31 protein-coding genes are annotated in these 25931 nt (G+C 47.7%); 7 read left to right on the forward strand and 24 right to left on the reverse strand.

Annotation, left to right across the window (positions count from 1 at the left end; all coding sequences use genetic code 11):
- Positions 1-20: 20 nt before the first annotated feature.
- Positions 21-1091 (reverse strand): NAD(P)H-dependent flavin oxidoreductase, encoded by a 1071-nt coding sequence (locus tag KTG14_RS03190; protein ID WP_216969404.1) that lies wholly within the window; start codon positions 1089-1091, stop codon positions 21-23.
- A gap of 126 nt (positions 1092-1217) precedes the next feature.
- Here KTG14_RS03190 and KTG14_RS03195 point away from each other — a divergent pair, with 126 nt between their 5' ends.
- Positions 1218-1463, forward strand: coding sequence for a hypothetical protein (locus KTG14_RS03195; protein ID WP_216969406.1), 246 nt, complete (start codon positions 1218-1220; stop codon positions 1461-1463).
- Positions 1464-1505: 42 nt separating this feature from the next.
- Here the strand turns inward: KTG14_RS03195 and KTG14_RS03200 are convergent, their stop codons facing one another.
- Positions 1506-2354: a VOC family protein gene (locus tag KTG14_RS03200; RefSeq protein WP_216969408.1), complete on the reverse strand. Its 849-nt coding sequence runs from the start codon at positions 2352-2354 to the stop codon at positions 1506-1508.
- A 124-nt stretch (positions 2355-2478) separates the two neighbouring features.
- Here KTG14_RS03200 and KTG14_RS03205 point away from each other — a divergent pair, with 124 nt between their 5' ends.
- Positions 2479-2814 carry a winged helix-turn-helix transcriptional regulator gene (locus KTG14_RS03205; protein ID WP_216969410.1) on the forward strand — a complete coding sequence of 112 codons (336 nt, stop codon included), beginning with the start codon at positions 2479-2481 and terminating at the stop codon, positions 2812-2814.
- 100 nt (positions 2815-2914) lie between these two features.
- Positions 2915-3226 (forward strand): hypothetical protein, encoded by a 312-nt coding sequence (locus KTG14_RS03210; protein ID WP_058381919.1) that lies wholly within the window; start codon positions 2915-2917, stop codon positions 3224-3226.
- A 17-nt stretch (positions 3227-3243) separates the two neighbouring features.
- On the opposite strand, the gene KTG14_RS03215 is transcribed toward KTG14_RS03210, so the two are convergent.
- The 10 genes from KTG14_RS03215 to KTG14_RS03260 form a co-directional block, all read right to left on the reverse strand.
- Positions 3244-4194: a magnesium transporter CorA family protein gene (locus KTG14_RS03215; protein WP_216969411.1), complete on the reverse strand. Its 951-nt coding sequence runs from the start codon at positions 4192-4194 to the stop codon at positions 3244-3246.
- Between the two features lie 94 nt (positions 4195-4288).
- Positions 4289-4465 carry a hypothetical protein gene (locus KTG14_RS03220; protein ID WP_216969413.1) on the reverse strand — a complete coding sequence of 59 codons (177 nt, stop codon included), beginning with the start codon at positions 4463-4465 and terminating at the stop codon, positions 4289-4291.
- A 69-nt stretch (positions 4466-4534) separates the two neighbouring features.
- Positions 4535-4948 (reverse strand): NUDIX hydrolase, encoded by a 414-nt coding sequence (locus KTG14_RS03225; protein WP_254177953.1) that lies wholly within the window; start codon positions 4946-4948, stop codon positions 4535-4537.
- Positions 4948-5454, reverse strand: coding sequence for a GrpB family protein (locus tag KTG14_RS03230; protein ID WP_216969415.1), 507 nt, complete (start codon positions 5452-5454; stop codon positions 4948-4950). The genes KTG14_RS03225 and KTG14_RS03230 overlap by 1 nt, the downstream gene beginning before the upstream one ends.
- A gap of 124 nt (positions 5455-5578) precedes the next feature.
- On the reverse strand, positions 5579-6046 hold the full coding sequence (locus KTG14_RS03235) for a GNAT family N-acetyltransferase (RefSeq protein ID WP_216969417.1): 468 nt from the start codon (positions 6044-6046) through the stop codon (positions 5579-5581).
- A gap of 89 nt (positions 6047-6135) precedes the next feature.
- Positions 6136-7023, reverse strand: coding sequence for a twin-arginine translocase subunit TatC (gene tatC, locus KTG14_RS03240; protein WP_216969419.1), 888 nt, complete (start codon positions 7021-7023; stop codon positions 6136-6138).
- Positions 7024-7033: 10 nt separating this feature from the next.
- Positions 7034-7261, reverse strand: a complete 228-nt coding sequence (tatA, locus tag KTG14_RS03245) for a twin-arginine translocase TatA/TatE family subunit (protein WP_216969421.1) — start codon at positions 7259-7261, stop codon at positions 7034-7036.
- A 19-nt stretch (positions 7262-7280) separates the two neighbouring features.
- The gene (locus KTG14_RS03250; RefSeq protein WP_216969423.1) at positions 7281-8993 is read right to left on the reverse strand and encodes a GMC family oxidoreductase; all 1713 of its coding nucleotides are present in this window, start codon (positions 8991-8993) and stop codon (positions 7281-7283) included.
- Positions 8994-9012: 19 nt separating this feature from the next.
- Positions 9013-9768 carry a gluconate 2-dehydrogenase subunit 3 family protein gene (locus KTG14_RS03255; protein ID WP_216969425.1) on the reverse strand — a complete coding sequence of 252 codons (756 nt, stop codon included), beginning with the start codon at positions 9766-9768 and terminating at the stop codon, positions 9013-9015.
- Between the two features lie 209 nt (positions 9769-9977).
- Positions 9978-10790, reverse strand: coding sequence for a LysM peptidoglycan-binding domain-containing protein (locus tag KTG14_RS03260; protein ID WP_216969426.1), 813 nt, complete (start codon positions 10788-10790; stop codon positions 9978-9980).
- Between the two features lie 303 nt (positions 10791-11093).
- Between KTG14_RS03260 and KTG14_RS03265 the strand changes: the two genes are divergently transcribed.
- Positions 11094-12599 (forward strand): BCCT family transporter, encoded by a 1506-nt coding sequence (locus tag KTG14_RS03265; protein ID WP_216969427.1) that lies wholly within the window; start codon positions 11094-11096, stop codon positions 12597-12599.
- A 55-nt stretch (positions 12600-12654) separates the two neighbouring features.
- On the opposite strand, the gene KTG14_RS03270 is transcribed toward KTG14_RS03265, so the two are convergent.
- Positions 12655-13641: an NAD(P)/FAD-dependent oxidoreductase gene (locus KTG14_RS03270; protein ID WP_216969428.1), complete on the reverse strand. Its 987-nt coding sequence runs from the start codon at positions 13639-13641 to the stop codon at positions 12655-12657.
- A gap of 155 nt (positions 13642-13796) precedes the next feature.
- On the opposite strand from KTG14_RS03270, the gene KTG14_RS03275 reads away from it, so the two are divergent.
- Together KTG14_RS03275 and KTG14_RS03280 are read left to right on the forward strand one after the other, a co-directional pair.
- Positions 13797-14588 (forward strand): SDR family oxidoreductase, encoded by a 792-nt coding sequence (locus tag KTG14_RS03275; protein WP_216969429.1) that lies wholly within the window; start codon positions 13797-13799, stop codon positions 14586-14588.
- A gap of 75 nt (positions 14589-14663) precedes the next feature.
- Positions 14664-15104, forward strand: coding sequence for a peptidylprolyl isomerase (locus KTG14_RS03280; protein ID WP_216969430.1), 441 nt, complete (start codon positions 14664-14666; stop codon positions 15102-15104).
- A 1253-nt stretch (positions 15105-16357) separates the two neighbouring features.
- Here KTG14_RS03280 and KTG14_RS03285 read toward each other — a convergent pair.
- The 8 genes from KTG14_RS03285 to KTG14_RS03320 all read right to left on the reverse strand — a co-directional run bounded on the left by KTG14_RS03285 (position 16358) and on the right by KTG14_RS03320 (position 22337).
- Positions 16358-17086 carry an amino acid ABC transporter ATP-binding protein gene (locus KTG14_RS03285; protein WP_302054925.1) on the reverse strand — a complete coding sequence of 243 codons (729 nt, stop codon included), beginning with the start codon at positions 17084-17086 and terminating at the stop codon, positions 16358-16360.
- Complete coding sequence (locus KTG14_RS03290; RefSeq protein WP_216969431.1) at positions 17083-17727, reverse strand: amino acid ABC transporter permease; 645 nt, start codon at positions 17725-17727, stop codon at positions 17083-17085. The genes KTG14_RS03285 and KTG14_RS03290 overlap by 4 nt, the downstream gene beginning before the upstream one ends.
- A gap of 55 nt (positions 17728-17782) precedes the next feature.
- Complete coding sequence (locus KTG14_RS03295; protein ID WP_216969432.1) at positions 17783-18550, reverse strand: transporter substrate-binding domain-containing protein; 768 nt, start codon at positions 18548-18550, stop codon at positions 17783-17785.
- A 130-nt stretch (positions 18551-18680) separates the two neighbouring features.
- Positions 18681-19760: an AI-2E family transporter gene (locus KTG14_RS03300; RefSeq protein WP_216969433.1), complete on the reverse strand. Its 1080-nt coding sequence runs from the start codon at positions 19758-19760 to the stop codon at positions 18681-18683.
- Between the two features lie 95 nt (positions 19761-19855).
- The gene (locus KTG14_RS03305; RefSeq protein ID WP_216969434.1) at positions 19856-20137 is read right to left on the reverse strand and encodes a hypothetical protein; all 282 of its coding nucleotides are present in this window, start codon (positions 20135-20137) and stop codon (positions 19856-19858) included.
- Positions 20138-20500: 363 nt separating this feature from the next.
- Entirely contained in the window at positions 20501-21202 is a 702-nt protein-coding gene (locus KTG14_RS03310; protein WP_216969435.1) for a type 1 glutamine amidotransferase domain-containing protein, read from the reverse strand.
- Positions 21203-21340: 138 nt separating this feature from the next.
- Positions 21341-21775 (reverse strand): YaiI/YqxD family protein, encoded by a 435-nt coding sequence (locus KTG14_RS03315; protein WP_216969436.1) that lies wholly within the window; start codon positions 21773-21775, stop codon positions 21341-21343.
- Positions 21756-22337: a DUF1836 domain-containing protein gene (locus KTG14_RS03320; RefSeq protein WP_216969437.1), complete on the reverse strand. Its 582-nt coding sequence runs from the start codon at positions 22335-22337 to the stop codon at positions 21756-21758. The genes KTG14_RS03315 and KTG14_RS03320 overlap by 20 nt, the downstream gene beginning before the upstream one ends.
- Before the next feature lie 129 nt (positions 22338-22466).
- On the opposite strand from KTG14_RS03320, the gene trhA reads away from it, so the two are divergent.
- A complete protein-coding gene (trhA, locus tag KTG14_RS03325; RefSeq protein ID WP_216969438.1) occupies positions 22467-23114 on the forward strand; it encodes a PAQR family membrane homeostasis protein TrhA in 648 nt (215 codons plus the stop codon).
- Between the two features lie 37 nt (positions 23115-23151).
- Here trhA and KTG14_RS03330 read toward each other — a convergent pair whose 3' ends face one another.
- The 3 genes from KTG14_RS03330 to KTG14_RS03340 form a co-directional block, all read right to left on the reverse strand.
- Entirely contained in the window at positions 23152-23988 is an 837-nt protein-coding gene (locus tag KTG14_RS03330; protein WP_216969439.1) for an STAS domain-containing protein, read from the reverse strand.
- A 233-nt stretch (positions 23989-24221) separates the two neighbouring features.
- Complete coding sequence (locus KTG14_RS03335) at positions 24222-25490, reverse strand: acetyl-CoA hydrolase/transferase family protein (RefSeq protein WP_216969440.1); 1269 nt, start codon at positions 25488-25490, stop codon at positions 24222-24224.
- 146 nt (positions 25491-25636) lie between these two features.
- Positions 25637-25849 (reverse strand): hypothetical protein, encoded by a 213-nt coding sequence (locus tag KTG14_RS03340; protein WP_216969441.1) that lies wholly within the window; start codon positions 25847-25849, stop codon positions 25637-25639.
- Between the last annotated feature and the right edge of the window lie 82 nt (positions 25850-25931).

Genomic DNA, 25931 nt, shown 5'->3' on the forward strand with positions numbered 1-25931 from the left:
AACAGGAAATTCGAGCCGTATTACCACAAGAGTGTACGTGCTTGATCCATCATGGAAGAGACGATTTCCGCCGCGCCTTCTTCCTGCGTCATTGCCCTTGTTGCCTGCCCTGCCCATAACGACATGAATTCCGGATTGCCGGCTTTCGCCGCCGCTCCGCGTATTTCTTTTGTTACTGTATTTTGGGACGGAAATGGCAGCGGTTTGGTTCCCGATGATTCGAATTGTTCGATGAAATAATTTTTAATGCCGCGTGCCGGCCGCCCCGAAAAACTTTTGGTCACGACGGTACTTTCTTCATCGCTGTCAAAAATCGCTTGCTTGTACGCCTTATGCGCACCGGACTCCTTCGCTGCGACAAAACGCGTCCCGACTTGAACAGCTTGCGCACCGAGTGCGAGCGATGCCACCAGCCCCCGCCCGTCCGCGATTCCGCCAGCCGCGATCACGGGCACATCTACAGTATCTGCGACTTGTGGAAGCAGCGCCATCAAGCCGACTTGCGCCCCCATAGGATGGCGATCAAATGAAAAGCTGCCGCGGTGTCCTCCCGCTTCGCTGCCTTGTGCCACGATGGCGTCAGCTCCTGCTGCCTGTGCATCTAACGCTTCTCCGACAGTTGTCGCCATAGTGATAATGGTAACACCTTGTGCTTTGGCAGAAGCCATGTGCTCAGGCGACAACGAACCGAAGGCTGTACTGATGGTCGGCACATTCAGTTCCAGGCAAATGCGAAACAGCTCTTCCCCGTGATCTGGAGAGCGGTATTCAGCGCTTTGCCCTTCAATCGCAAGTTCCTCGTAGATCGGCTGCAGCGCTTGTTTCACTTCAGTAATGCGCGAGAAATCATCTTTTGGCACAGGCGCGAACAAATTGACGGCAAATGGCTTGTTCGTCCGGTCGCGTATCTCCGCGATATCCTCCCGTAGCTTGTCAGGTGTCAAATAGGCAGCGCCAAGTGTCCCCAAAGCTCCGGCTTCCGAAACTTCGGACACCAGTTCGGCGGTGGTCGGGCCTCCTGCCATTCCTGCCTGAATAATCGGATAGTCGATTCCGAGCAAGCGGCAAATATCTGTATTCAATGAAATCATGGTTTCCCCTCCCGTTCATATGCTTACTTATCAGTATCCCAGTCTTTGCGATTTCTTCAACCGGGAACCTTTTCCGAACGGTCTGCGTTCTTAATATCAGCATCTATGAGAAGGCGGGATTGAATCATGAAAGGTTTCCTTTCGTTACTTGGCATCACATTGATTGCCGCATTTTGCGGATTGATCCTTTTGGGCTTTTACAATGAACCTTTTGAAGACTGGCAAAACCAGGAGCGACTCCAGGCTTATACAGAAACAAGAGATAACCTGCTGTCCGAACAAACGGGCAATATTCAGCAAGCTGTTGCGCCTGGGCGTTCCACACACCCCTTATTATATGCGGATGCATCCGCTTCGTGCCCGGCACCTTAATGCAAAAAATCCCCGAAACGCTTTGGCGTTTCGGGGATTTTCTTATGCAGTTAAAATGCGGATGCGGTTGCCGGATGGGTCAGCGGTTTCAAGCGCCCCCCCATCCATGCGAAGTTCAGCTCCGTATGCTTGTAAGCGGTCGCGCATGTCCTGTTGCGCTTGTTCATCTGCGACTCGGATCACGTAATGCGCAAGACCTGCCGTTTCATCCGGCAAGGCCGGAATGCCTGTGCCGTTCCAGATATTCAATCCGATATGATGATGATAATTTCCGTCGGAGACGAATAACGCTTGATTGCCGAGGTTCGCGACCAAGCCGAAGCCAAGTGCGCCGGTATAGAAATCATGGGCTGCCTGAAGATCCGAGACATGGAGATGGATATGCCCAAGCACCGTTCCTGCCGGCATGCCGCCCCATTTCTCGCTATTTGACGCTTGTGCGACTTCCTGCACATCGAGCGGATCGACGGTCATATGCACTTGGTCTCCGCGCCATTCCCATTCACCGGGTTCGCGGTCGCGGTAAATTTCAATGCCGTTCCCTTCAGGATCCGATAGATACAAGGCTTCGCTCACTTGATGATCGGAAGAGCCGATCGGAATCTGCTGCTCATGAAGATGAAGCAATATTTTGCCGAGTTCTTTCCGGTCCGGCAATAGCACCGCGAAATGATACAATCCGGCAAAGCGGCCGGCTTTCGCCTTGAACTCGGGCGCGGATTGAAGCGTCAGGATCTCTTCCCCGCCTACCCCAAGAACGGTCTCGTTTTCCTTTTCTTCGATGGTTTCAAACCCCAACACTTCCATATAGAAACGGCTCATCCCTTTCAAATCCAACACTTTCAATGCTAGGCTTTCGACATAATGCACAGGCTTTTGATGAAAATTCATGATAACTCCTCCATCTACTTACTATTTGTAACTGATTATATTTTAATAACTAAGTTACGTAAAGTCATCTGTTTTTTTCATTCTTATGGGGATATGCTATTATGAAGAAAAAGGAGCGGTGAACATGAAAAACCAGGAAATTTGCCCACGTTTTGAAGCAGCTATTTCCTTATTGGGACAGCGCTGGACAGGCCTGCTCATCCACCAATTGATGGCCGAACCAAAGCGCTTTGGCCAATTAACGGAAGAAATTGGAATCAGCGGACGCCTCCTGTCTGAACGGCTGAAAACTCTAGAAGGAGACGGATTGGTCGAACGCACTGTCCATCCCGAGACCCCAGTGCGGATTGAATATTCGTTGACTGAAAAAGGTGCTTCGCTCCAGCCGGTCATGAAGGAAATCGAACGTTGGTCACAAAATTGGATAGAGCCTGCGGAGACGGCGGAAAGCACTTCATGACGAAAGAGTGTTTCCGCCATCTTTTTGCCTATTATTTATAGACAGAATATTCTAATATCTGTTAATGTAAAAGTATAAATGGCGGAGGAGGCGTATGCGTATGTCGATGTATTCCAATATGACCTATGAGAACGACACGCGGAAAATTGACAAGGCATTGAAGAAGTACGAAGAGAAAAAGAACGCCGCATTGGTACTGCTCGCAGAAATCGATATGCTCAACAAAATGGAAGACGTGGAAGATACGATCCTTTGGAAGCAGAAGTCGATGAAAGAAAAACTCATCGCAGCGGAGCGGCAACGGCGGGACGTCGAAGAGATGCTAATCAATTATATCGGCAAATACGATGACCGTGACTTGCATCGTTACACCGAGCTACTTGAAGAACTAAAAAAAGATAAACCGAAATAACAAAGGCAGGACTGGCATCAGTCCTGCCTTTGTTTTTCTTTGCCTTTGTTGTCGATTGAGCGGAGAATATCCCCAGTCCATCCTTTTTGCTTGAAATACAAATACAATAAGAATGTGGAGATGGCGATGACCAATATGGCTGCCACATATCCTAAACTCCAATCGAGTTCGGGCATGACTTTGAAGTTCATTCCCCATAAAGCGCCCCATGCCATGACCGGCGTGAACAAAGTTGTCAGCACCGTCAAGGTTTTGACGATTTCATTGCCGCGGTAATTCGCGACGACGTTTTCCATATCGACCATATTGTTAATTTCATCTTCATAGGATTCGACGAGCATGACACAACGATCGATTCGTTTAGCTGTCCGTTTATATTCTCTGCCGTCATGAACGGCTTCACCGAAGATCTCCTCAACCGCCATGCTGATTTCACGGAATCCCATGATTAAATGTTTCCATAACAAGATTTCATGCCGCACTTCCTCGATGCTTTCCAAAGTTTTGCGGTTGTTGTGTTCTTTGATATTCCACAGCAATTGATGGAGGCGCTCTTCAAAACCGTCAATTTTATGCAAAACCGAACCGACCATTCCTCCGAGCAGGATCATCATCACTTCGATCGGTGTATCAGCACTTTCCATCTGCTGGATCATCAAATGCCTTGGCATATCCAAGTCTTCCTCGAAATCGAGTGTACTGGTCACCAACAATTCAGCCGAAACATAGAAGTGAAAGACATCCTGGGCGTCCCTGGCATGGCGGCTTTGCTTATAAATCAATGAGCCCCATAAGACCTCTCTCCCTACTTGAGAAGTATCTGCATGAAGAATATTGACGGTTAATTTTTTCGATTGATCGATCCATTGCTGCAGCTTCGGATTATCTGTGAGCAATTGGCGAAAATCCGCCGCTTCCATCGCATTTTCTTCTTGCCACACTGCATTTGCAAATTGATGTCGCGGCATAAGCCTCCCCCTTTTCTTCCTGATGAACAGGCTTTGAACTCTCCTTTATCTAAGCACATGAAAAATGCCGCTCTATTACAAGCGGCCGGTTAATCTAGTCATTCTTGTTGTCATCTGGTAGCTGATCCCGATATTTTTCATTGGAGTTTTCTTCGTATTCCAATTCTCTGTCCGGCATCGGATCCACTTCTTTATCCGGCGGCTGATGGCGGCCCGGTTCTACATCCGGCAGCAGTTTCTCGCCTTCTTTGTCCTTCCGTTCCTTGTCCATGCGATCGCCCTCCCGAAAACTTTGTTAGTTCTTCTTTACCCCAGCCCCATTTTTTAAATCCTGCTGTACTCACGCTGCAACAAGCGATTTGAAAAGCTCAAAATCATCCGGATAGGCAAGCTCCAGTTTTTCGATTTCTTCGATGGGTTTCCAAGAGATGTCCTCGATTAAAAAATCATCTTTCGGAATGATTAATTCGCCACCTGTTACTTCAACCCGAAAATAATGCAAATCAAATAGCACGGCGGCATCTTCATAATTGCCGTTCCGGGTCTTCAAGATTTCCCCTGCCTTGACCGAAAGCCCCGTCACTTCCTCGAATTCACGCTCACAGCATTGTTCGAGCGTTTCGCCCGCTTCCGTGCCACTTGCAGGAACCGACCATTTGCTGTCTTCTTCCGGTGCTTTCATGAGCACCAATAAAATTTCATTCCGCTCATTAACACAGACGCCAGCAGCGCCTTTCCAATTCGCCATTTCCATCAAATCTCTCCCATCGCTTTTCTCTCGATTTCCTGGATCATCGCTTGTTTTTCTTCTATGTATTGGTCGATGTCCAGAGGGTATTGTTTCGCTAACTTTAACTTCAGTCTACCGTATGCTGCTGCAGTTTGCGGGTTCGTCTTCAAGAAATCCCTGAAAGCCAGATGGCGTAAAATTTCCGGATCGCCCTGTCCATAACAATGTACGTGATGTGTGCGTGCATTTCCGCCGCGTTCAAAATAGCGCCTGCCCGGCAGCCCATTTTCGCCTTTCGCTTGATACCCAAGCTGTCGGAACTCTTCTTCAAGCTGGTCCAACGCCTCGATATCTGAAACGATCACGAGCAAATCAATTACTGGCTTGGCCGCAAGTCCCGGCACTGCGGTACTGCCGATATGCTCTACTTCCAGACACTTGGACCCGAGCATTCCACAGATCGCTTCTGCAGCATGCTCAAATTCAATAGGCCATCCCTCATCATACACTGTGACCACCACTTTACGCATTCTCTTCCACCCCCGATGCAAATCAAAAAATCACCTTTTCTCAAATGGCAGTCCTTTGACTTCCATTGTACAAGAAAAGGTGATTCAGCAAACGGATTTTAATCCATCGCTTCATGAATTTATCTTATGGTTTTGCAGCGTGCTGCTCCAGAGCGAGCCGGTGCGTGACATCCGGTAAGCCGACATCACCAGAGAAGCCGTTCCGACGATAAAAGGCATCCGCTGAAGCGGAATCCGTACGTACCACAAGTTCACTGAATTGGCCTTTGGCAGAATCGATGATCTTTTGCAACAATTTCGTTCCGATTCCTTCTCTTCTTACAGCGTCGGCAATATAAATACGCCGGAGCCTGCCGATCCCTTCTTTCGTAGAATAAGGATCCCGGTTCAATCCACCGATCGCGACCAATTTGCCATCGGGTTCAAACACACCGTATAGCACTTCCCCTTGTTGGTCGAAGCGATTGCTTCCGTCCTCGTATTGATCGACGAGCCGCCTCAGGAAACGATATCCCTCAGCTTCACTTTCTTCCACAAGGTCCATTGCATCCACTTCGCGCAAGTCTTCGATTTCTCTAATTTCCATCGGCATCTTCACGTCCTCCTTTTCAAGTAAGCAGTACAAGAAAAGGGCTGACCCAAATCATAACATGATGTTTTGGGCAGCCCTTTTGCTTTCTATTATACAGTCGTATCTTCTATCCGTTCGTTTCGCGCTTCCATTTTCTTCACCGCATAAATGCTGGCTTCATAAAGCCCCGCCATCGGAATCAAAACCAATAGCTGGCTGAGAAAATCCGGCGGCGTGATAAGAGCGGAAACAATGGCTAAACTAAGGTATGACCATTTCCGGACTTTTTTCATCGAAACGGACGTCAAGACGCCGACTGATGATAAGAACAATGCCAAGATAGGCATTTCGAACAATAAACCAAGCGGAATCGTGGTCATGATCAAGAAATGGACGTATTCGTTCGCCGAAATCATTACATCGAAATTTGCCGCTCCTAGGCCGATCAGGAACTGATAGCTCAACGGATTGACGACAAAATAGCCGAATGCGACGCCGAATACAAACAAGAGCAGCATTACCGGCGAATACAAGCCGAGAAATCTGGCTTCGGTCTCTTCAAGCCCTGGTTTAACGAACTGCCAGATGAAGTGGATTAAAAACGGCAGTGACAGACCAAGGGCCATAGTGGCAGAAATCGATGTATAGAATTTCACGACTTCAAGAGGCCCGAGAATCACCAATTCATTGCCCTTTACCACATATGGAAACCAGAAATTCAGCGTAGAAAAGACGAGCAACAGGAAGAACAGGAAAACGATGGAACTTTTGATCAATTGTTTTCGCAAATCCCCTAGATGGTCGACTAAGGTTTCCACTCTGTCCTCAGGCTCTTCAGGAGGTTGTTGGCCCCCTCCCGGAGTCGGCTCTTTTGGCATGTCTCCGGTTTCATGTTCCGTTCCGGAGTCGGCCTTCTGCTTTTCCTGTCCCGCCGGATCTTCGCTCGCCTTTTTCTTATGCAAGGGACTGATCAGATTGTTTTCTCCGTACGGATCCATTTAACCACCTTCATAAACTTTCGGTTTTATTCGTTTCTGCTATTTCTTTTTTATCCTTCTTATCTTTGTCCTCTTCCTCATCGTCGTCCATCAAGCCTTTTGTCGAACGTTTGAATTCTGAAAAAGTCTTGCCGACGGCTCCGCCGATTTCCGGAAGTTTTTTCGGTCCGAAAATAATCAACACGATAACTAAAATGATGATTAAGCCTGGTACACCAATTGAAGCCAATCCACCCATATCTTTTCCTCCTCACAAATTAAACTAAAGAACCGCCTTCTTGGCTGTACTTGATGACGCCTTCTGCACAGCGATATGCCAACGCACCCACTGTGCCGGTCGGGTTATAACCACCGTTGTGCGCGAAATTCCCCGCGCCTACAACAAATAGGTTCTCCATGTCCCAATGTTGCAGATAGTTGTTCACGACACTAGTTGCAGGATCTCCACCCATGATGGTGCCGCCTGTATTGTGTGTCGTCTGATAAGGGACGATGTCGTAATCTGAAATCGGCGCTCTTCCGACAACCGTTTTCGCACCCATTTCCTGCATGATTTCGACTGTTCTTTCAGTAAGATATTTGTGCAGCGCACGATCCTGATCTGTAAAGTTATAAGTTAGTTGCAGAAGTGGAACACCATAAACATCTTTATACGTCTCGTCAAGCGATAAGTAGTTATCACGGTGTGGCATGGATGCCCCTTGTGCACCTACTGACAATGTACGCGTATAATTTTCAATGGAAGCTTTCTTGAAATCCGCTCCCCAAGACGGTGTCTCCGGAGGCAGTGGATTGGATGCGATCGGACGCGATCCTGTCTGTGTCATGGAAATACTCGCTCCGTGGATAAAGTCAAGGTCGCTATGGTCAAAAGAATCGCCATTGAAATCATCAATCGTCATGCCAAGTGCGCCTGCTCCCATAAAGACATTCATCTGGTCATCGAAAAAGCCAGATGCGCCCGGAAGAATTTGGTATGCGTAGTTTTTCCCAAGTGAACCTTCTCCGGTTTCAGGGTCATACATTTGACCAATTTCTGATACCATCAATAGTTTCGCGTTGTTCATTACATAGCTCGTCAATACGACGACTTCCGCCGGCTGGATGAACTCTTCAAGCGTTACTGTATCGATGAAACGCACGCCTGTTACACGTTCGCCCTCTTTCATTACCTCTACTACATTGGCATTGAAGCGGATATCGTAGTTGCCAGTGGCACGAGCCGCTGGAACGACAGTGATTTCCGGTGATGTTTTGGCCCCGTACTCGCAGCCGAAGCGTTCACAGAATCCACAATATTGGCATGCAGCAATTTGTTGTCCATCCGGGTTTTCATATGCTTCCGACAAGTTGGCAGAAGGCATCATGAATGGCGTATAGCCGAGGTTGCTAGTCGCCGTTTCAAACTTCGACAGCAATGGCGTCTTTTTCATTGGCGGGGTCGGATACTCTGAAGACCGTGCGCCCCAGAATGGGTTCTTGTCCTCTCCAGAAATCCCTGCCGTTTTTTCGAACTTATCGAAATAAGGTTCGAGTTCATCGTAAGTGATGCCCCAGTCCTGCAATGTATATTCGGCAGGCAATTTATTCTCACCGTATTTGGCATCGGTCATGGTTTTAATTTCAAAATCATATGGCAAAAATCTCCAGTTTTGACCATTCCAGTGCGTCCCTGCGCCTCCAAGGCCTTCCCCTAGAAGGAATGAACCTAATTGGCGCATCGGCAATGCCTTCTGGTCTCTAGAGTTGCGGAATGTAATGGTTTCTTTCGATAAATCCTGCATCAACTCGTAACGGATCGCATAGCGATATTCATCATGGACCATAGAGTAATCCTCTGTCGAACGCTCTTGACCACGTTCTAAGCCGACAACTTTCAATCCTTCTTTTGCACATTCGGCAGCGATGATTCCGCCGGTCCAGCCGACTCCTACCGTGACTACATCTACTTTATCTAACGTTGTCGCCATACGTACTCCCCCTTCTTATTTAGCTCAGCATGTCTCCTACTGAATGTGGATCCATTTCCACGAAGTCTTCGCTTTCGATTTCATTGATATAGGATGGACGGTGCCCTGGGAATCCTTTCATGCGCCAAGCATCCATATTCTGGTTGCCTCCGTAAATCGGATCTGCATAGGCCCCGTTCAATGTTGCCTGTCGCAGAAGGCGGAAAAAGAATTGGGCATTTGCCGCTTGCATATCCACTTCATCATCTTGGAAAGCTGTCAGGATTTCATCCATCTGCTCGGGTTCAAGATCGACAAAGTTCGCTTCGAAGCGGCTTTGGGCTTCCTGCTGCATTTTTTGCAAGCCTTGTCTGAATAGTTCATTTCGCTTCAAGCGGCTTTGATACCCTTGAGTCGCTTCGCCTAATTGAAATGGGGGCTGCATGTACTCACGTGAATTCTCGCCATAGCTCCCTGCTAGCTGGTGATCGATAAAGAACGGCACGCCAAGGCCAATTGCGCCTGGCCCCAAATCATCTTCCGGGAAAATACGTTCAGTTGCTTGTTGTAATACCGCAAACTCCTGTTGGTTCTTGAAGAATTGCAAGCCGCGCACCGGTTCGGTCGTTTCTGCCCCTCCGTTTTGGCCTGCTTCACCGCCACTTGGAGCGGCCGTATCCTGACGTGTATTTGCGCCAATCACTCCACCAATAATTCCTCCACCGACGAGAGCGCCTGCCGCGATCCCTGACGTTTTCAAGAAATCGCGTCTGGAAACATTTTTCTTCTCTGCCATCTCATGCGCCTCCTTTAATAGGTATAAAAATTATAAATACTCCATAACTATACCCCACATTATATGCTTCTTAACTTTGATTTCAATACTTTTCCGATTATTCACTAAAAAAATGCGAATTTAATATAAAAAAGCCCTTGCATAGGTGCAAGGGCCGACATAAAAAAAGGCCGAGGGAATGAACACCTCGGCTTTGTAGCTTATAAAAATTAGTCTAGAATTTTGATTGTGACGTTTTTGCGTCCCCAGTTCAAAGCTTCACCTTGAGTTGGAATAAAGACGTCGATTTTGTTGCCTTTGATTGCTCCGCCAGTGTCGCCAGCGATTGCTGTTCCGTATCCTTCAACCCATACTTTTGAGCCGAGTGGGATAACGGATGGGTCAACTGCGATCACTTTTTGGTTCGGGTTCGAACGCAAGTCGATTCCTGTACGTGTGATTCCTGAGCAGCCTGCGCAATAAGCTGTGTAAGCTGTTGCAGATACTGTCATTTCTTTACCTGATTGTGTAGAAGCTGCTGCTGGTTTAGCCGCTGCTGGTGCACTTGCAGGAGTTGGTGCTGCTTGAGTTGATTTCGGTGCTTCTTTAGCCGGTGCCTTTGCTGCCGGTGCTGGTGCTGCGGCTTTTGCTGCTGCGCCTTTAACTGCGAATTCTTGTCCAGGGTAGATCATGTGGCCGGAGATGTTGTTCCAGTTCATCAATTGATCCAATGAGATTCCGTGAGCGGAAGCGATCTTGAACAAAGTATCGCCGCTTTTAACTGTATAGGTAGATGATGAGTTCGATGATTTCTTGGATGCCTGTTCTTTTCCTTCAACAGAGAGCGTCTCGTTCGGGAAAATCAAGTCTGATGATAGATCGTTCCAGTTTTTAAGATTTTGAACGGAAACGTTCTTTTCTTGTGAGATTCCCCACAAAGTGTCACCTGACTGAACTGTATACGATGAATTAGCGCTTGCTGTCGATGCTGCGCCTACACTTAATGCCGCGATTGCAGTTAGTGTAACGATTTGCTTTTTCATAATTGAAATTCCTCCTTTTCACTAACACAAGACACAGCTTAACACGTGCGCATTGCAAGAACATGACAGGACGACAGATGATATTTAACAATTACATTACGACATCCATTTAAATATGACAGACTGTAATAAATCAGAATATTCTTTCTTATAAATCGGAAACAAAGCTTTTTTCTTGCCTTCCTCCTTTTTTCTTCTATTAACAACGACAGAATGGATTAGCCTTTCTTTGTTGGGGAATAACTAATTACAGCTTTATTTATTTAGAAAAGTATAGTTTTTATTAAATTAGGGGGAACTCATTTGAAAAATGTCACGATTGTTTTTTGGATTTCGATCGCCATCTGCCTGGCTATGGTCACTTGGGGATTTTTAGAGCCCGAAAACTTCCAAGCGCAGACCGGTGCGCTCACTTCGTGGATCTCATCCACATTCGGCTGGTATTACCTCGCCTCTGTCTTCGTCATCCTTATCTTTTGCCTTTATTTGATTTTTTCTAAGTTTGCCGATATCAAACTCGGGAAAGCCGGCGACGAACCGGAATTTGGTTTGGTATCATGGTTTGCAATGTTGTTCTCCGCCGGAATGGGCATGGGGCTTGTTTTCTGGACAACAGCCGAACCGATTTCCCACGCATTTATTAGCGCACCGCGTTCTGAAGTCGGCTCTGATGAAGCCGTCAAAGAAGCGATGCAGTTCTCATTTTTCCATTGGGGCATCCATGCCTGGGCCATTTACGGGCTGGTGGCTTTATCGCTCGCTTACGCGAAATTCCATAATGGTTCGCCAGGCCTCATCAGCGCGACACTCATTCCGCTGTTCGGCAAAAAGCGGATGAGCGGTTGGCTCGGCAAGCTGATCGATACGCTCGCTGTCTTCGCAACGGTCATTGGCGTCGCTTCTACACTTGGATTTGGCTCTGCGCAAATCAACGAAGGGCTGTCGTTCCTGTTCGGGACACCGAATACGTTCGCCTTTCAATTATTGATCCTTGCCGTTGCTACCTTATTATTCATCATTTCCGCTTGGTCCGGCATTGGCCGGGGCATCAAATATTTAAGTAATATCAATATGGTGCTGGCATTCATTTTGCTCGGCATGCTGTTGATTGTCGGACCGACGCTTTATATTATGAATATGTTTGCAGATTCTCTTGGCGGCTATTTCTCCAATTTCTTATCGATGAGCTTCAATTTGGAGCCGCTGAACACCGAACGCCGCGTCTGGGTAGACGGCTGGACAGTCTTTTACTGGGCATGGTGGGTATCTTGGGCGCCGTTCGTCGGCATTTTCATTGCCCGCATTTCACGGGGGCGAACGGTTCGTGAATTCATGCTTGGCGTTCTCGCCGTCCCGTCACTCGTCTGCTTTATTTTCTTCTCGGTGTTCGGAGTCTCTGCTTTGGACTTGCAACAGAAAGGTATCGATACGATTTCCGATTATAGCTTAGAAACTGCCACATTCGGCGTACTCCAGCATTATCCACTCGGCACCGTCATGTCGATACTCACGTTGTTCGTAGTCGCTATCTTCTTCATCACTTCTGCTGACTCCGCGACATTCGTGCTTGGCATGCAGACAACCGGCGGCTTATTAAATCCCCCGAACTTGGTGAAAATTACTTGGGGCTTGATCCAGTCAGCTGTTGCAGCTATCGTCGTCTACAGCGGCGGTACACAAGGCTTGCAGAACTCCTTGATCATTGCGGCCTTGCCATTCTCGGTCGTCGTCCTGCTGATGGGGGCCGCGTTCTTGAAAGCGGCCAGCCAAGATCCTGTTGCAGTGAAAAAGAAAAAACACCCATTGTGATTTCAGACAGAAAATGCCCGGCAAGCTGAACAGCTTGCCGGGCATTTTCTGTTCTTTATTTAAACACGCTCGTGCTATGCAAAGGCTGTACTCTGGATTTCGGATCCAAGTAAGACTTCGCATTATTGATGGCCGTCGGTGCTTCACCAAAGCCAACAGCGATCAATTTCACTTTTCCTTCGTAAGTGGCGATGTCACCTGCCGCGTAGATGCCCGGTACGTTCGTTTCCATTTTGGAATTGACGATGACCGAGTTCTTGTCCATCTCAAGGCCCCATTCCTTAATCGGGCCGAGCGAGGTGATATTGCCATAGTTGACGACGACGTGATCGACTTCTAAGCGCTCTTCGTTTCCTTCTTTATCTTCCAGCACAAGCTCACGGATTTCGCCGTTGTCTCCGACCAGTTCCTTGACGTTGAAAGGCTTCTTCACTTCTACTGTCGACTGCATCATCGTATCAATATTCGCTTCATGCGCCGTCATTTTCTCACGGCGATGGCTTAATGTCACTTGTGCCGCTACATTTTCAAGCATCATCGCCCAGTCAACTGCAGAGTCTCCTCCGCCGAGAACTACGACTTTTTTGTCGCTGAACAGTGTCAAGTCTTTCACGCCGTAATGCAGCGTCTTGCCTTCAAATTGTTCAGCGCTATCGACTGCCAATTTACGCGGGTGGAAAGCCCCGACGCCCGCCGTTAACAGAATCGCTTTAGAATAATGCGCGCCTTTGTCGGTCGTGATGACAAAATGCTCGTCTTCCCGCTCAACAGCAGCCACTGTTTCTTCCAGGCAGATTTCAGGGTCGCCATATTTGGCCTGTTCAACCAGATTATCCACCAAATCTTTTGCCAGTACTTTCGGGAAACCACCGATGTCGTAAATGAATTTATCCGGGTACAATTCCATCAATTGCCCGCCAAGCTGCGGAAGGCTGTCCAGCACTTTCACTTTCATTTTGCGCATGCCGCCGTAAAACGAAGCGAACAAGCCAGTCGGGCCGCCGCCGATGATTGTAATATCGAAGATTTCACGTTCTTCCATTTCCAACACTCCTAATCTAATCAATATATCCATCCTACCACATCTATATAGGGTCTCCGCCATTGGACTTATGGCGGAAATCCGAAACAAGCATTTCCATCCCTTTTATTCTATCGTAAACTGAAACAAGGAACCAAATGGAAAGGATGATAAATGTGGATCTTGGATTAAAAGAAAAAGTAGTTGTCGTCATGGCTTCCAGTAAAGGTCTCGGCAAAGCATCTGCCTTGGAGTTCGCTAAAGAAGGGGCGATTGTCATCGTCTCGAGCCGTAGTGAGGATTCAGCAAGCGCAGCTGCTGAAGAAATCCGCAGCACAAGCAAAAATGAACAGGTTCACGCTTATGCGTGCGATTTGTCAAAAGCTCAAGACATCCAGCAATTATTCCACAAAATCAACGCGCAGTTCGGACGCATCGATGTGCTGGTCAACAACACAGGCGGCCCAAAAGCAGGCGGCTTCGACAATATGAGCGATGAGGATTGGTATGCAGCATTCGACCAAAACTTATTGAGCTATATCCGTACATGCCGTGAAGTGCTTCCATATATGAAAGAACAACAATTCGGCCGCATTATCAATATCTCATCATCTTCGACAAAAGAAGTGATTGACGGCTTGATCTTATCGAATACGATGCGCGCTGGCATGGTCGGCTTTGCGAAAACACTTGCCCGCGAAGTGGCTGCAGACAATATCATGGTCAACACCGTCGGCCCCGGCAAAATCTCAACTGATCGTGTCGCCGAATTGACTCAAGCAGCTGCAGACAGACAGGGTCTCTCGCCCGAAAAAGTAATGAAAAATACGGAAGCCCAAATCCCTCGAGGCCGCTTAGGTGAACCCGCTGAATTCGCCCGCACAGTCGTCTTTTTGGCCTCCGCTGCCAATTCCTATGTCACTGGGCAATCAATCGTCGTGGATGGCGGATTCCTAAAAGCGCTATAAGCCCCTTTTCAGTAGGCAGTGGCACCAAAAGTCGATATACTAAGGGATGAACCAAATGAAAAGGAGATGTTAGATATGGCGAAAAAAGGCCACATGCACATGGAAAACGGCGAAGTAATCGAATTCGACCTTTTCCCGAATGAAGCACCGAACACAGTCGCAAACTTCGAGGAGCTTGCAAACTCTGGATTCTATAACGGCGTTGTTTTCCACCGCGTTATTCCAGGTTTCGTTTCCCAAGGCGGAGACCCAACTGGCACAGGTATGGGCGGCAGCGGCAAAACAATTAAATGTGAAACTGAAGGCAACCCGCATAAGCACCAACCAGGCAGCCTCTCTATGGCACATGCCGGCAAAGACACTGGATCTAGCCAGTTCTTTATCGTCCATGATAAACAGCCGCATCTTGATGGCGTCCACACAGTATTCGGCCAAGTAACAAAAGGCCTGGAAACTGCGAAAGCTATGAAAAACGGCGACAAAATGGAGAAAGTCCACGTCTTTGACGCTGAATAATCCATCAGAAAAAACGTGCCCCTGCGGCACGTTTTTTGTTTTGTTTGAATTTGAAGTCTGACCATAAAATATTGAACGATTGATGAGTAAGAGATTTGAAAAGTTTCCGCTTTTCGACTGCGCTCCAATGGCTGCTTGGGGCTCGCAGGATGCGAGTCATGCAGCTGATGCGACAGGACGTCGCGTTTTCAGCTGCCCGGGAATGGGGCGGGTGTTGAGCCAACGTGCCGCAAAGGACGCGCCACGTTTGTCTCGCCAGCCCGCGCGGTCCCACAGGCGTCAGCCCCCTTCCACTCCGTCTCCTAGTTTTAAAGTAGAAAATCGTTTCTTCAATCCTCTTGATATAAAAGATTAAAACGCATCATGTTCTATAGCTTGCTCCAAACAAGCCAAAGACTGAAGTGTTCCGAGTCTCCATTTGCAAAACAAAAAGTTTTCCTGTTCCACCAGCGACCTGTCTGATGTCCCTTCTCGGGAAGAGATTCCCCCACTAGCCGGCAACTTTATATAGAAGCAGATCGATTTCATCAAGCAGAAAACAATGAAATCTCCAAGCCGCCGAGCGCCCAGGGTGAGCCGATGCAATAAGACAGATGCTCTTTCTGGCTTACTGCAGGAGGCCAACCCAAAGCACGGTGGCGATTGCTAATATGAAGCTCAACTAGAACGCAGAAACACTTCCGCAGGCAAACCCTCGCTATCTTATTTCAACCGCCACCCGGGAAGCGATTCCCCCACTAGCCGGCAACTAACTATAGAAGCAGAGCTATTTAAACAGTGTATATACAACGAAATCTCCAAGCCGCCCGGCGTAAAGGGGTGAGCCGATGCAATAAGACAAGTGCTCTTCTTGGCTTATTGCTAGAGGCCATCCCAAAGCACGGCGGCGACTGCCAGTATGAAGCTCAACTAGAAAGCCGAAACACTTCCGCAAGCAAACCCTCGCTATCTTATTTCAACCGCCACCCGGGAAGCGATTCCCCCACTAGCCGGCAACTAACTATAGAAGCAGAGCTATTTAAACAGTGTATATACAACGAAATCTCTAAGCCGCCGAGCGCCAAGGGTGAGCCGACGCAATAAGACAGATGCTCTTTCTGGCTTATTGCAAGAGGCCAACCCAAAGCACGGCGGCGATTGCCAAAACGATGCTCAACTCAACCCTCAAGAATAGTTCCGCTCAAAAGCCCTCGTTATCTACTTCCAACCAAATTAAAAAAGCGCGCCCAATAGGCACGCTTTTCCACTCATCTTTACAACACTTTACTCAAGAACGCTTTCGTCCGTTCATTCTGCGGATTACCGAACAATTCCTTCGGCACGTTCTCTTCGACGATATAGCCGCCATCGATAAACAGCACGCGGTCGCCCATTTCCGCCGCAAAGCCCATTTCGTGGGTCACGACAACCATGGTCATGCCTTCTCTCGCGAGTTGCTTCATGACATCCAGCACGTCTCCAACCATTTCCGGATCGAGCGCTGAAGTCGGCTCATCGAACAGCATGATTTTCGGATCCATCGCGAGTGCGCGCGCAATGGCGACGCGCTGCTTCTGCCCGCCTGACAATTCGCCCGGGTACGCTTTCGCCTTTTCGCGCAAACCGACCTTATCCAGCAATTCGTAAGCTTTCTTTTCGGCTGCTTTCTGGTCGCCTTTTTTCAATTTAATCGGCGCCAGCGTCACATTTTGAAGCACCGTTTTATGCGGGAACAAATTAAATTGCTGGAATACCATTCCCACGTCTTGGCGCACTTTATTGATATCGACTTTCGGATTCGTGATGTCCGTTCCTTCAATATAAACATGGCCACCGCTGATGTCTTCTAGGCGATTTAAGCAACGAAGAAACGTACTTTTGCCGGAACCGGAAGGGCCGATAACGCAAATGACCTCTTTCTCTTCCACAACTGTGCTCATATCTTTGATGACTTCCAAATCTCCGAATGATTTTTTGAGGTTTTCGACTCTGATCATACTCATCGCAATACAAACTTCCTTTCTACAAAGCTCGCGAGCATCGAGAGCAAGTAAATAACGATAAAGTAAATGATGCCAAGGATCAAGTACACGTTAAACGCATCAAACGTGGCACTTGCCTGGATGCGCCCTTCCTGTGTCAAATCCGCCACCCCGATAACCGACAGTAGCGAGGTATCCTTTAAGGAAATGATCGCCTGGTTGGTAATGGTCGGGAGCATGCGGCGGAATGCCTGAGGCAAAATAATGTGGCGCATGGTCTGCGTCGAGCCCAGCCCGAGCGAGCGCGCTGCTTCCGTTTGCCCTTTGTCGATCGACTGGATACCGGCACGGATGATTTCCGAGAAGTAAGCACCGGCGTTGATCGCGACTGTTACGATCCCTGCAGTGGTATTATCAAGCGAAAAGAACCCAAGTGAGTTCAAGCCGAAGTAAATGAAGAACAGCTGAACAATGAAAGGCGTTCCCCGGATTGCATCGACGAAGATTTTAGCGATCCAGTTCAAGATCTTGAACGGTGCCAAGCGCAGCAAAGCGACAACCAGCCCGAGCAAGAAGCCTAGGACAATGGCTATGCTGAAAATATAAAGCGTAACTTGCAAGCCTTCCATTAAGTATGGAAAAGCATTGATAATTGTCTGCACCCTCAGTTCCCCCTTACATAAAAAAATGCAGCGCGCGAATGCGCGCTACATGATTTTATTCTGCGATGTATTTGTTTAAGATTTCATCATATTCGCCGCTGTCGCGCAATTCCTGCAGCCCTGCATTGATTTGTTCAAGCAATTCTGCATTCTCGCCTTTCAAGACAGCGATGCCATACTGGTCGCCCGTCAAGCGCTCGCCGACAGTTTTCAAAGCCAATTCGCTTTCTGCGATGGCATAAGCGATGACAGGGTAATCTTCAAGAAGCACATCGGCATTGCCGTTTGATACTTCCTGGAACATCGAAGGGCTGTCTTCAAACTGGGAAATCTCATAGCCATACTCATCCTCGTTGTCGCGCGCGAATTGAGCGCCTGTTGTTCCGCTCTTCACTGCAACGGTCTTGCCTTCTAGATCTTCAAGTGAGGTAATGTCGCTATTGTCTTCAGCCACAACCAAAGAAAGGCCGGCATCAAAATACGGATCCGAGAAATCCACGATTTCTTTGCGCTCATCGGTAATACTCATACCCGCAATCGCCACATCCAATTGGTCAGCTTGCAACGCTGGGATAATGCCTCCAAAATCCATCGGGTTGAATTCGATCTCGAATCCTTGGTTCTCGGCAATGGCATTGATCAAATCAATATCGATTCCTGTATATTCGCCCTCGTCTTCAAATTCGAAAGGTGGATAAGTGGTATCAATTCCAACACGGTATGTTTCCCCGTCTCCCCCACCGGATTCTTCATCTGAATCGCCGCACGCGGCAAGTACTGTAAGAACTGCTAGCAATAATGCCAATAAGGTCCATTTTTTCATCAATAAACATCCCCTCTATTAGATAATGATCATTCTATTGACTAATATATCACAATATTCACAAATTCAGAACCTTTCGAATGAAATTTAATAGGGAGTAGGATGTATGCTTGTGCCTAAATGACTAGCTTCAACGGCTAACGTTGCGCTTTTTATAAAGCCGATAAAACAAACGGAAATTATGGACGAGCGTCTTCAGTACGGCATAAGCTGGGATAGCAATCAAAATTCCAATAAAGCCATATAAAGCGCCGGCAACCATCAACAGCAAAATAATCGTCAATGGATGGACATGAAGCCGATTGCCCATGACATTCGGCGTGACTAGATTGCCTTCGAGCTGCTGCACCACCAATAGGACGAGTATGACTTTAAATGCCATAAACAAGCCATCATTCAACAAGGCAACCAAAATCGCCGGGATGATTCCGATGAGAGGCCCGAGAAATGGAACCACTACGAGAAACATGGCAAAAACAGCAAGCGTGAACGCGTATTCAAGTCCGATAATCAAATAACCGATGTACATCAGTACACCAATCACAGCCGCGACCGTTGCCTGACCGATCACGAAAGTGGATAAAGTTTCATCCAGATCTTTCAGCAGCTTCTTCCCTTCCAATTTATGGTCTTCCGGAAGCTGCTTTACTAAATGCGGAATGAATTTATCATCGTCTTTCAGCAGGAAAAACAAGATGAAAGGCACTACGATCAAGACAATGGCCGCATTTACCAGCATGCCGAGGATGTCGAGCACATTTTCAAATAGATTGCTCGAGAGGCTTTGGGCATAGCCGTAGATACGGTCGCTAATTTCCTGCCCAGAAAACCCGCCGAATTCAAAACCTTCCAGGAGATTATTTGATTCCAAACCCATTTCCTCCACTTTCTCAGGCGCTAAATCCACCAAGCTTTCTCCTTGTTCGATCAAGGTCGGCCCAAAGAAATAGACGAGGCTCGCAACCGCAAGCGCAATCACTGTAAAAACAATGCCAATCCCTGCGATTTTCGGCATGCGGCGGGAAAGAACGCGGACCAATGGCCGGAGCAGGTAGTATAGAATTCCGGCAATGACGATCGGCGCAAACAATGTAGCGATGACGATGCGGATCGGTTCCCAAATATAGTCCAACTTGCTGAGTACGTATAATGTGATTGCGAGCAATAGTATTCCCGCTGTGTATTCAAAAAACGGCTTTCGGATCCACACGTGCTGACACTCCTTTCAAATTTACTCTACCTTCAAATCATACACGAAGAAAAAGCGAAAGCAGATGATTTTCTGCCTTCGCTTGCTGATATGATTTATTTGTCTTCTTCCAGTTCGCGTAATTCTTTCTGGGTTTGCGGGAACGCGTTCGCTTGCCATTCTTCGCGGTAAGCGGAATCCAATTGCGAGAGCCCTTGTTCACTTGAGTCTTCGATGGCGTAGACGCTTTCGCGCTCATCGATTTCTTTGCTGTTGTGCATGTCGATGTCTTCCTGGACGCGGAGTGTATTTTTTTCTTGATAGGTTTTGTAGACGAAAACCCCTGCAGCCGCTGCAAGCGCGCTGCCCACTACTGTATTCATCGTTGATCTCTTCATCAGAATCCCTCCAAAATAATGCGTGTTTCTGTCATTTCTATTTTGTATACCCTATTAATAAAATTTTAATTAGGAAAAAGGAAAGTTTTTTTACCTTCTTTCTTCAAGCGCCCTGTTCTACTAAAACCACTGTAAGGGCGCTACAAAATACCGGTTTTCTATCTGCCCGTTGTTGAATACTTTGAGCAATCTTCCCATATCCTCATGGTCGTTTCCAAATAAATTTCGGACTCCACCGACGAGATCACGCTGGTTTACAGGATACCGAGCGTTTTCAGTTACAACCGTTTGAATGAGCGGCATGTCCATTTCTCATTCCTTTTTTAGAAAAGCTCCCTTTCTTGTCATTGGCGCTGGATGCCTTTAATCAGAGTAGCGCTCTGCCAATTTAAGCAGTTCTCGCATTTTTTCCCCGACGCCGGAAGCGGATGCCGGATTTTGCCCGGTAATCAATCGCCCCGACTCAATGACGCATGCTTCAAGCGGCAGCTGAGCGATTTGAACAAGAGCGCCGCGCTCTTTCAATTCGCTCTGCAAGGAAAATGGGATGTCTTTATAAAGGCCGAGCAACTTTTCTTCCAAATCCGAAAACCCTGTTGCAAGATGCCCCGAAAGCAAAGGGCTGCCATCGGATAGGCGGACGTTCAATAATCCACTCGGGCCGTGGCAAACAGCTGCTACGATGCCGCCTTTTTCATAAATGCTCGCCGTCATTCGCTGTAATTCCTTATTGTCAGGGAAATCCCACATCGTTCCATGTCCACCAGTAAAATAGATCCCGGCGTATTCATCGGCTTTCACTTGGCCTGGCGTCAACGGTCGATCCAATTGGCGCTGGATGTTTTTATCCAAGTAGTAGTGGCGTGTTCGTCCATTGACCACCGCCGCTGGAAGGCTTCTTGGGTCGAGCGGCACTTTTCCAGCGCTTGTGCTGATTATATCGACTTCAAAATCATCTTTTACTTCGTGATAGAAATCCGTTAGTTCACGCAGCCATAGGCCAGTCTTTTTGCCTCGATTTCCTAAGTCTTTATGATTCGTCACGATAACTGCTATTTTCTTCATCATATCTTCCTCCCCATCCAGTTATTCATATTCCTATATATTCCCTACAGTCTAAAAATTACTCCCAGTTTCCATTTCAGTCCGAACCGACTGTAACTATATTTCTCAACAAAAAAGACCCGCCTGATTGCGGATCTTTCAACTTTCCAATAGGAGAATCAAGCTTTCACGGAACTTATCGTTATCGGCTTGCTGGCGCTTTTTCGGACCCTTCATGCGTCCACCGCTTTGGCGGATTTTTTTGGCGACATGGCGGCCGTGAAGTAATTGTTCAATATTGCCTTCATTATAGACGCGCCCATTCTGGTCGATCGGCACTCCGCGTTTTGCGAGCACCATCGCAGCAAGCCCATAGTCCTGTGTGACGACGATATCGCCAGGCTCTACACGGTTCACCAAAACAAAATCGACCGCGTCCGCTCCTTTCGATACCGTCAGCGTCTCTGCTCCTTCGCGGTGCATTTCATGGGACGTATCACAAATGAGCAGCACCGGCCAATTGAAACGCTTGGCAAGCACAAGCGCCAAATCGACTACTGGGCAGCCGTCTGCGTCAATAAGAATTTTTGCCATTGGATTCCTCCCTTATCAATTCATCGGCCAGTTTTTCAGCGGCCCTTCTGTACAAGTTGCTTTTATGGACAAGCGACGCAATGAATAGCACTTTGGAAAGTTCTCCGCTTTCATCACTTTGGATGCTGGCGACGGCCTCTGCTTGCCGTTCCAATTCTTCCTTAAATGCAGCGTGATTGTCCTCTTGAAGCGTCAAATAAGTTTCGTAGAACTCGGATAGATCCAATTCCCGCGCCTGTGCTTTTTCATTCACTTTTTCCAGCACTTTTTTTACGTCGTTGATTGATAGCGTGCTTTTCATCTGGTAAATCAAGTTGATAAGTATAATATGGTCGGGCGTATATTTTTTTTGCTGCACCGGATAAAATAATTTTCCTTTGGCATAATTATTGATCATCGTTTTCGTCAATATTTTGTCGTCCGGGTACCTTTTCGTGTCGTGGAAGGCTGTCTCGAATAACTGAATGACTTGGTCTACGTATAAATCGATTTTCGGGATATCGCTTGTGCGGATTTGGCTGTCGAGAGCCAATTGGCCAATGAGCCGATCGATGCTTTCCATTCGCTTCACCTCAACTTCTGTTTTTCTATTTTACCCTATGATGGAAAAGGCGACAAACTTGACCCACGAAATCAATGTGTATATTATTATAAGTAGTTTCGATAACTACGTATCAGGGGGTATAGTTCCATGACTGCATTTATCCGAGAGCCTTTTAATGCTTTGTCCCATTTGGCCGGAGCACTTCTGTCCTTTTCCGCTTTGCTCGCGATGGCCATTAAAGCCGCCTATTCGCAAGCGCCCGCTGCGCATGTCACAGCAGTCGTCATCTTTGGCATCAGCTTGATCCTGCTTTATACGGCGTCGACGGTTTACCATTCCGTAAAAGCGCGTCCCAGAATTATTGCTTTTTTCCGTAAGCTGGATCATTCGATGATTTTCTTGCTGATTGCCGGTTCCTATGCACCGTTTTGCTTGATTGCGCTAGAAGGCACGCTCGGCTGGTCGATCTTCGCTATAGTCGCCTTACTTGGCATTAGCGGCATTCTCTTCAAGATGATCTGGTTTCATTCACCACGCTGGCTGTCGACCGCCATTTATATCTTAATGGGCTGGATTATCATCTTTGCAGTGGGACCGCTCGCCTCCAGTCTGCCTGCTGCCGGGTTGTGGCTTCTTGTTGCCGGGGGTCTCCTATACACGGTCGGCGGTGTCATCTATTGGCTCAAACCAGACTTTCTTTCTTCGCGTTATTTAGGATTCCACGAGATTTTCCATATTTTCATCTTGCTTGGAAGCACATCCCACTTCCTGGCCGTCTACTTATATGTGCTATAACTCAAAAAGAGCCGTTCTCAAGGAGAACGGCTCTTTTTTAATGTTCAAGTGCATCAAGCGCCTGCATCAGATTGGCGTAGACTTGGATGTTTTTGAAGTCAATTCCCAGTGTCACAGCGGTTTGTGCAATTTCAGGGCGGATGCCGGATAGGACAGACTCCACACCGATGATTCTCAGCGAATCCATCAACTGGAACAATTGATGGGCAACCATCGTATCGACAATCGGCACCGCCGACAGATCGATATAAAGCGTCGTCAATTGCTGCTTGGCACTCTCTTCAAGAGCTGTCTCCAAAATCACTTTGGCACGGTATGTATCAATCCCGCCGACCAATGGCAAAATGCCGATACCTTTACGAATTGGTATGACCGGGCTGCTCAACTCGTCGATTACTTCCTGCTGGCTCGCCAGTAAACGTTGGTGAGCTTCATGATGATGGCGTGCGAAACTTTCGATGATAAAGTCAAATATATCATTTAACATTTCACTCCAGCGCAATGCATCTTGGCTATTCGCTCTATCAACTTCTTCAAAGAAATGGCGGACACAAGTCCAATAGATTTTACGCAATTGCCCAAGATGCTCCATCACTTCATAAAGCGGAACGGATTGCTGGGCACGTTCTTTGGCGATCGTTGACGACCAATCTTCAACGTAGGCAAGCGATTCTTCTTTGTCGTGGATAAAAATCGCAGTGACGGCCTCGATAAAGCCAAGCGATTCCTTTCTCAGCTTCTCTACCGTATCATCGGATGCATTGGCTGAATAGACGGTATTTGCATGGCTGTCGCGTGTTTCAAGCCACTCTTCGACCATAGAGTTTTTATTTTTTAGAATGAAATCATATAGCTCTCTGCTAATTTCCCCCATAATGTATGCCGCTCCTTTTTCTAGCTTGTCCTTATCATCTTATAAGATAAGCCAATCGAAAAGCAAATTTCCCTTCTCCTGATGCAGGCATCCGTATTGAAGAAAGAAAATAAAACTAAGGAGAGGGTGCAACAAAGTAAAATATAAAGGAATCGGCACTGTCGGTTCATTAACAAAATCCCCGGCTGCTTTTGCGGCTGGGGATTTATGCATTCAACCAGTGAAGTTCATAGTTACAGCAAAAAGCCGTTCTTTTTCGCATCGAACATCAGCTCTTCGCGGAATTTCGGATGGGCGATGCTGATCAAGCGCTTGGCCCGCTCCGCAAGAGACACACCGTGGAGGCGCGCAATCCCGTATTCTGTCACGATGTTATCGACGTCATTTTTTCCAGTGGTAATAACCGATTGCGGGGCCAAGTTCAACTTGATGCGCGATAAGCTCCCGCTTTTAGCAGTTGAGGGCATGCAGATATAGCCTTTGCCGTTATCGGCGAAACGTACACCGCGCGCGAAATCGACTTGGCCGCCGCTGGATGAATAATATTTTCCGCCAACCGTTTCAGAAGCACATTGCCCGTACAAATCGACTTCTGTTGTCGCATTAATCGATACGATATTCTTCTCTTTGGCAATTTCCCGCGGATCGTTGACGATGCTTACCGGAAGCATCTCCACTGCAGGGTTGCCATCGAGGAAATCATACAATTTTTTTGATCCGTAAGCGAAAGTCGCGACGATTTTTCCGGGGTTTGTAAATTTGCGCGTGCCATCGATTGCTCCCGAGTTGACCAGGTCTGCCACGCCATCCGGCAGCATTTCTGTGTGGATGCCTAAATGGCGATGGTCTTTCAACATGCTGATGACCGCGTTCGGCACAGAACCGATGCCGATTTGAAGCGTATCGCCGTTTTCGATATCACCGATGATCGACGAAGCGATCTGGATGTCCATCTCACTGATTTCGCAAGCCTTTTCTTCCGCAAGCGGTGCGTGATGCTCCACATAGCCTGCGATTTGGCTAATGTGGATTTGATTGCGGCCGAATGTGCGCGGCATCTGTTCATTCACTTCCAAAATGAACGGCACTTTGCCGACGAATTCAGCGACGTAATCGGCTTGTGTGCCAAAGGTGAAATAACCGTGTTCGTCCATCGGCGAAGCGACTGTCATGATCATCGACATCTTCGTCGCTTTTTGCAGCAAGCTCGGCATCTCGTGGAAATTATTCGGCACCAGGTCCATCTTCGCTTGCTGGTACACTCCACGGGTCGCCCCGCTCAGGAAATACGAAACGTGGCGGAGCTGTTCGAGTTCCCCGCGGATATAGGCACGCTCACGCAAAGCGAGCATTTGGTGAATCTTGACCCCGTCCAATTCCTGGGCGTGTTGTTCCAAAATATCAAGCAGCCGGATCGGCTCTCCGTTCGCGATCGGCACGATGATATCCGCCTGCGCTTCGATTAAATCGACCACTTGCTTCGGGCTAAGTTGTTTGGACATCTGCATTCACTCCTGATTTCTAATATTACTTCCACTTTATCACAGAATTTGCACTTGATTGAGTTGCCGAAATTTCATCGCTATTCCGGCTTTTTAGTCAAAAAAGCCACCACTGAACCATTGGCGGTTCTGCAGTGGCTCTTTCGCTATTTATTGTTGCGCTTTTTCACCGCAAAGCTCGCGATGATGCCGCCGATGCCGAAGGCGGCCATCACACCCCATAGAATCAGCAAGATGATCGAGCCGATGCCGGTGCCGCCGTCCATGACTGATGAAAGCTGCAGGAAAAAGAAACCGAGACTGAACAGTGCAATCGCCCCGAAATAAATCAATCTGGCATTGAAACTGAAATTTTTCATCGTCAAAACCCCTTTGCCGATCTGCTCCGCTCGCTCATTTAACAAGACAGTTTCCGAAAGCAAGCTTCGCTCTTATCATTCA

The sequence above is a fragment of the Planococcus sp. CP5-4_YE genome (assembly GCF_019042655.1).
Classification (GTDB): Bacteria; Bacillota; Bacilli; order Bacillales_A; family Planococcaceae; genus Planococcus.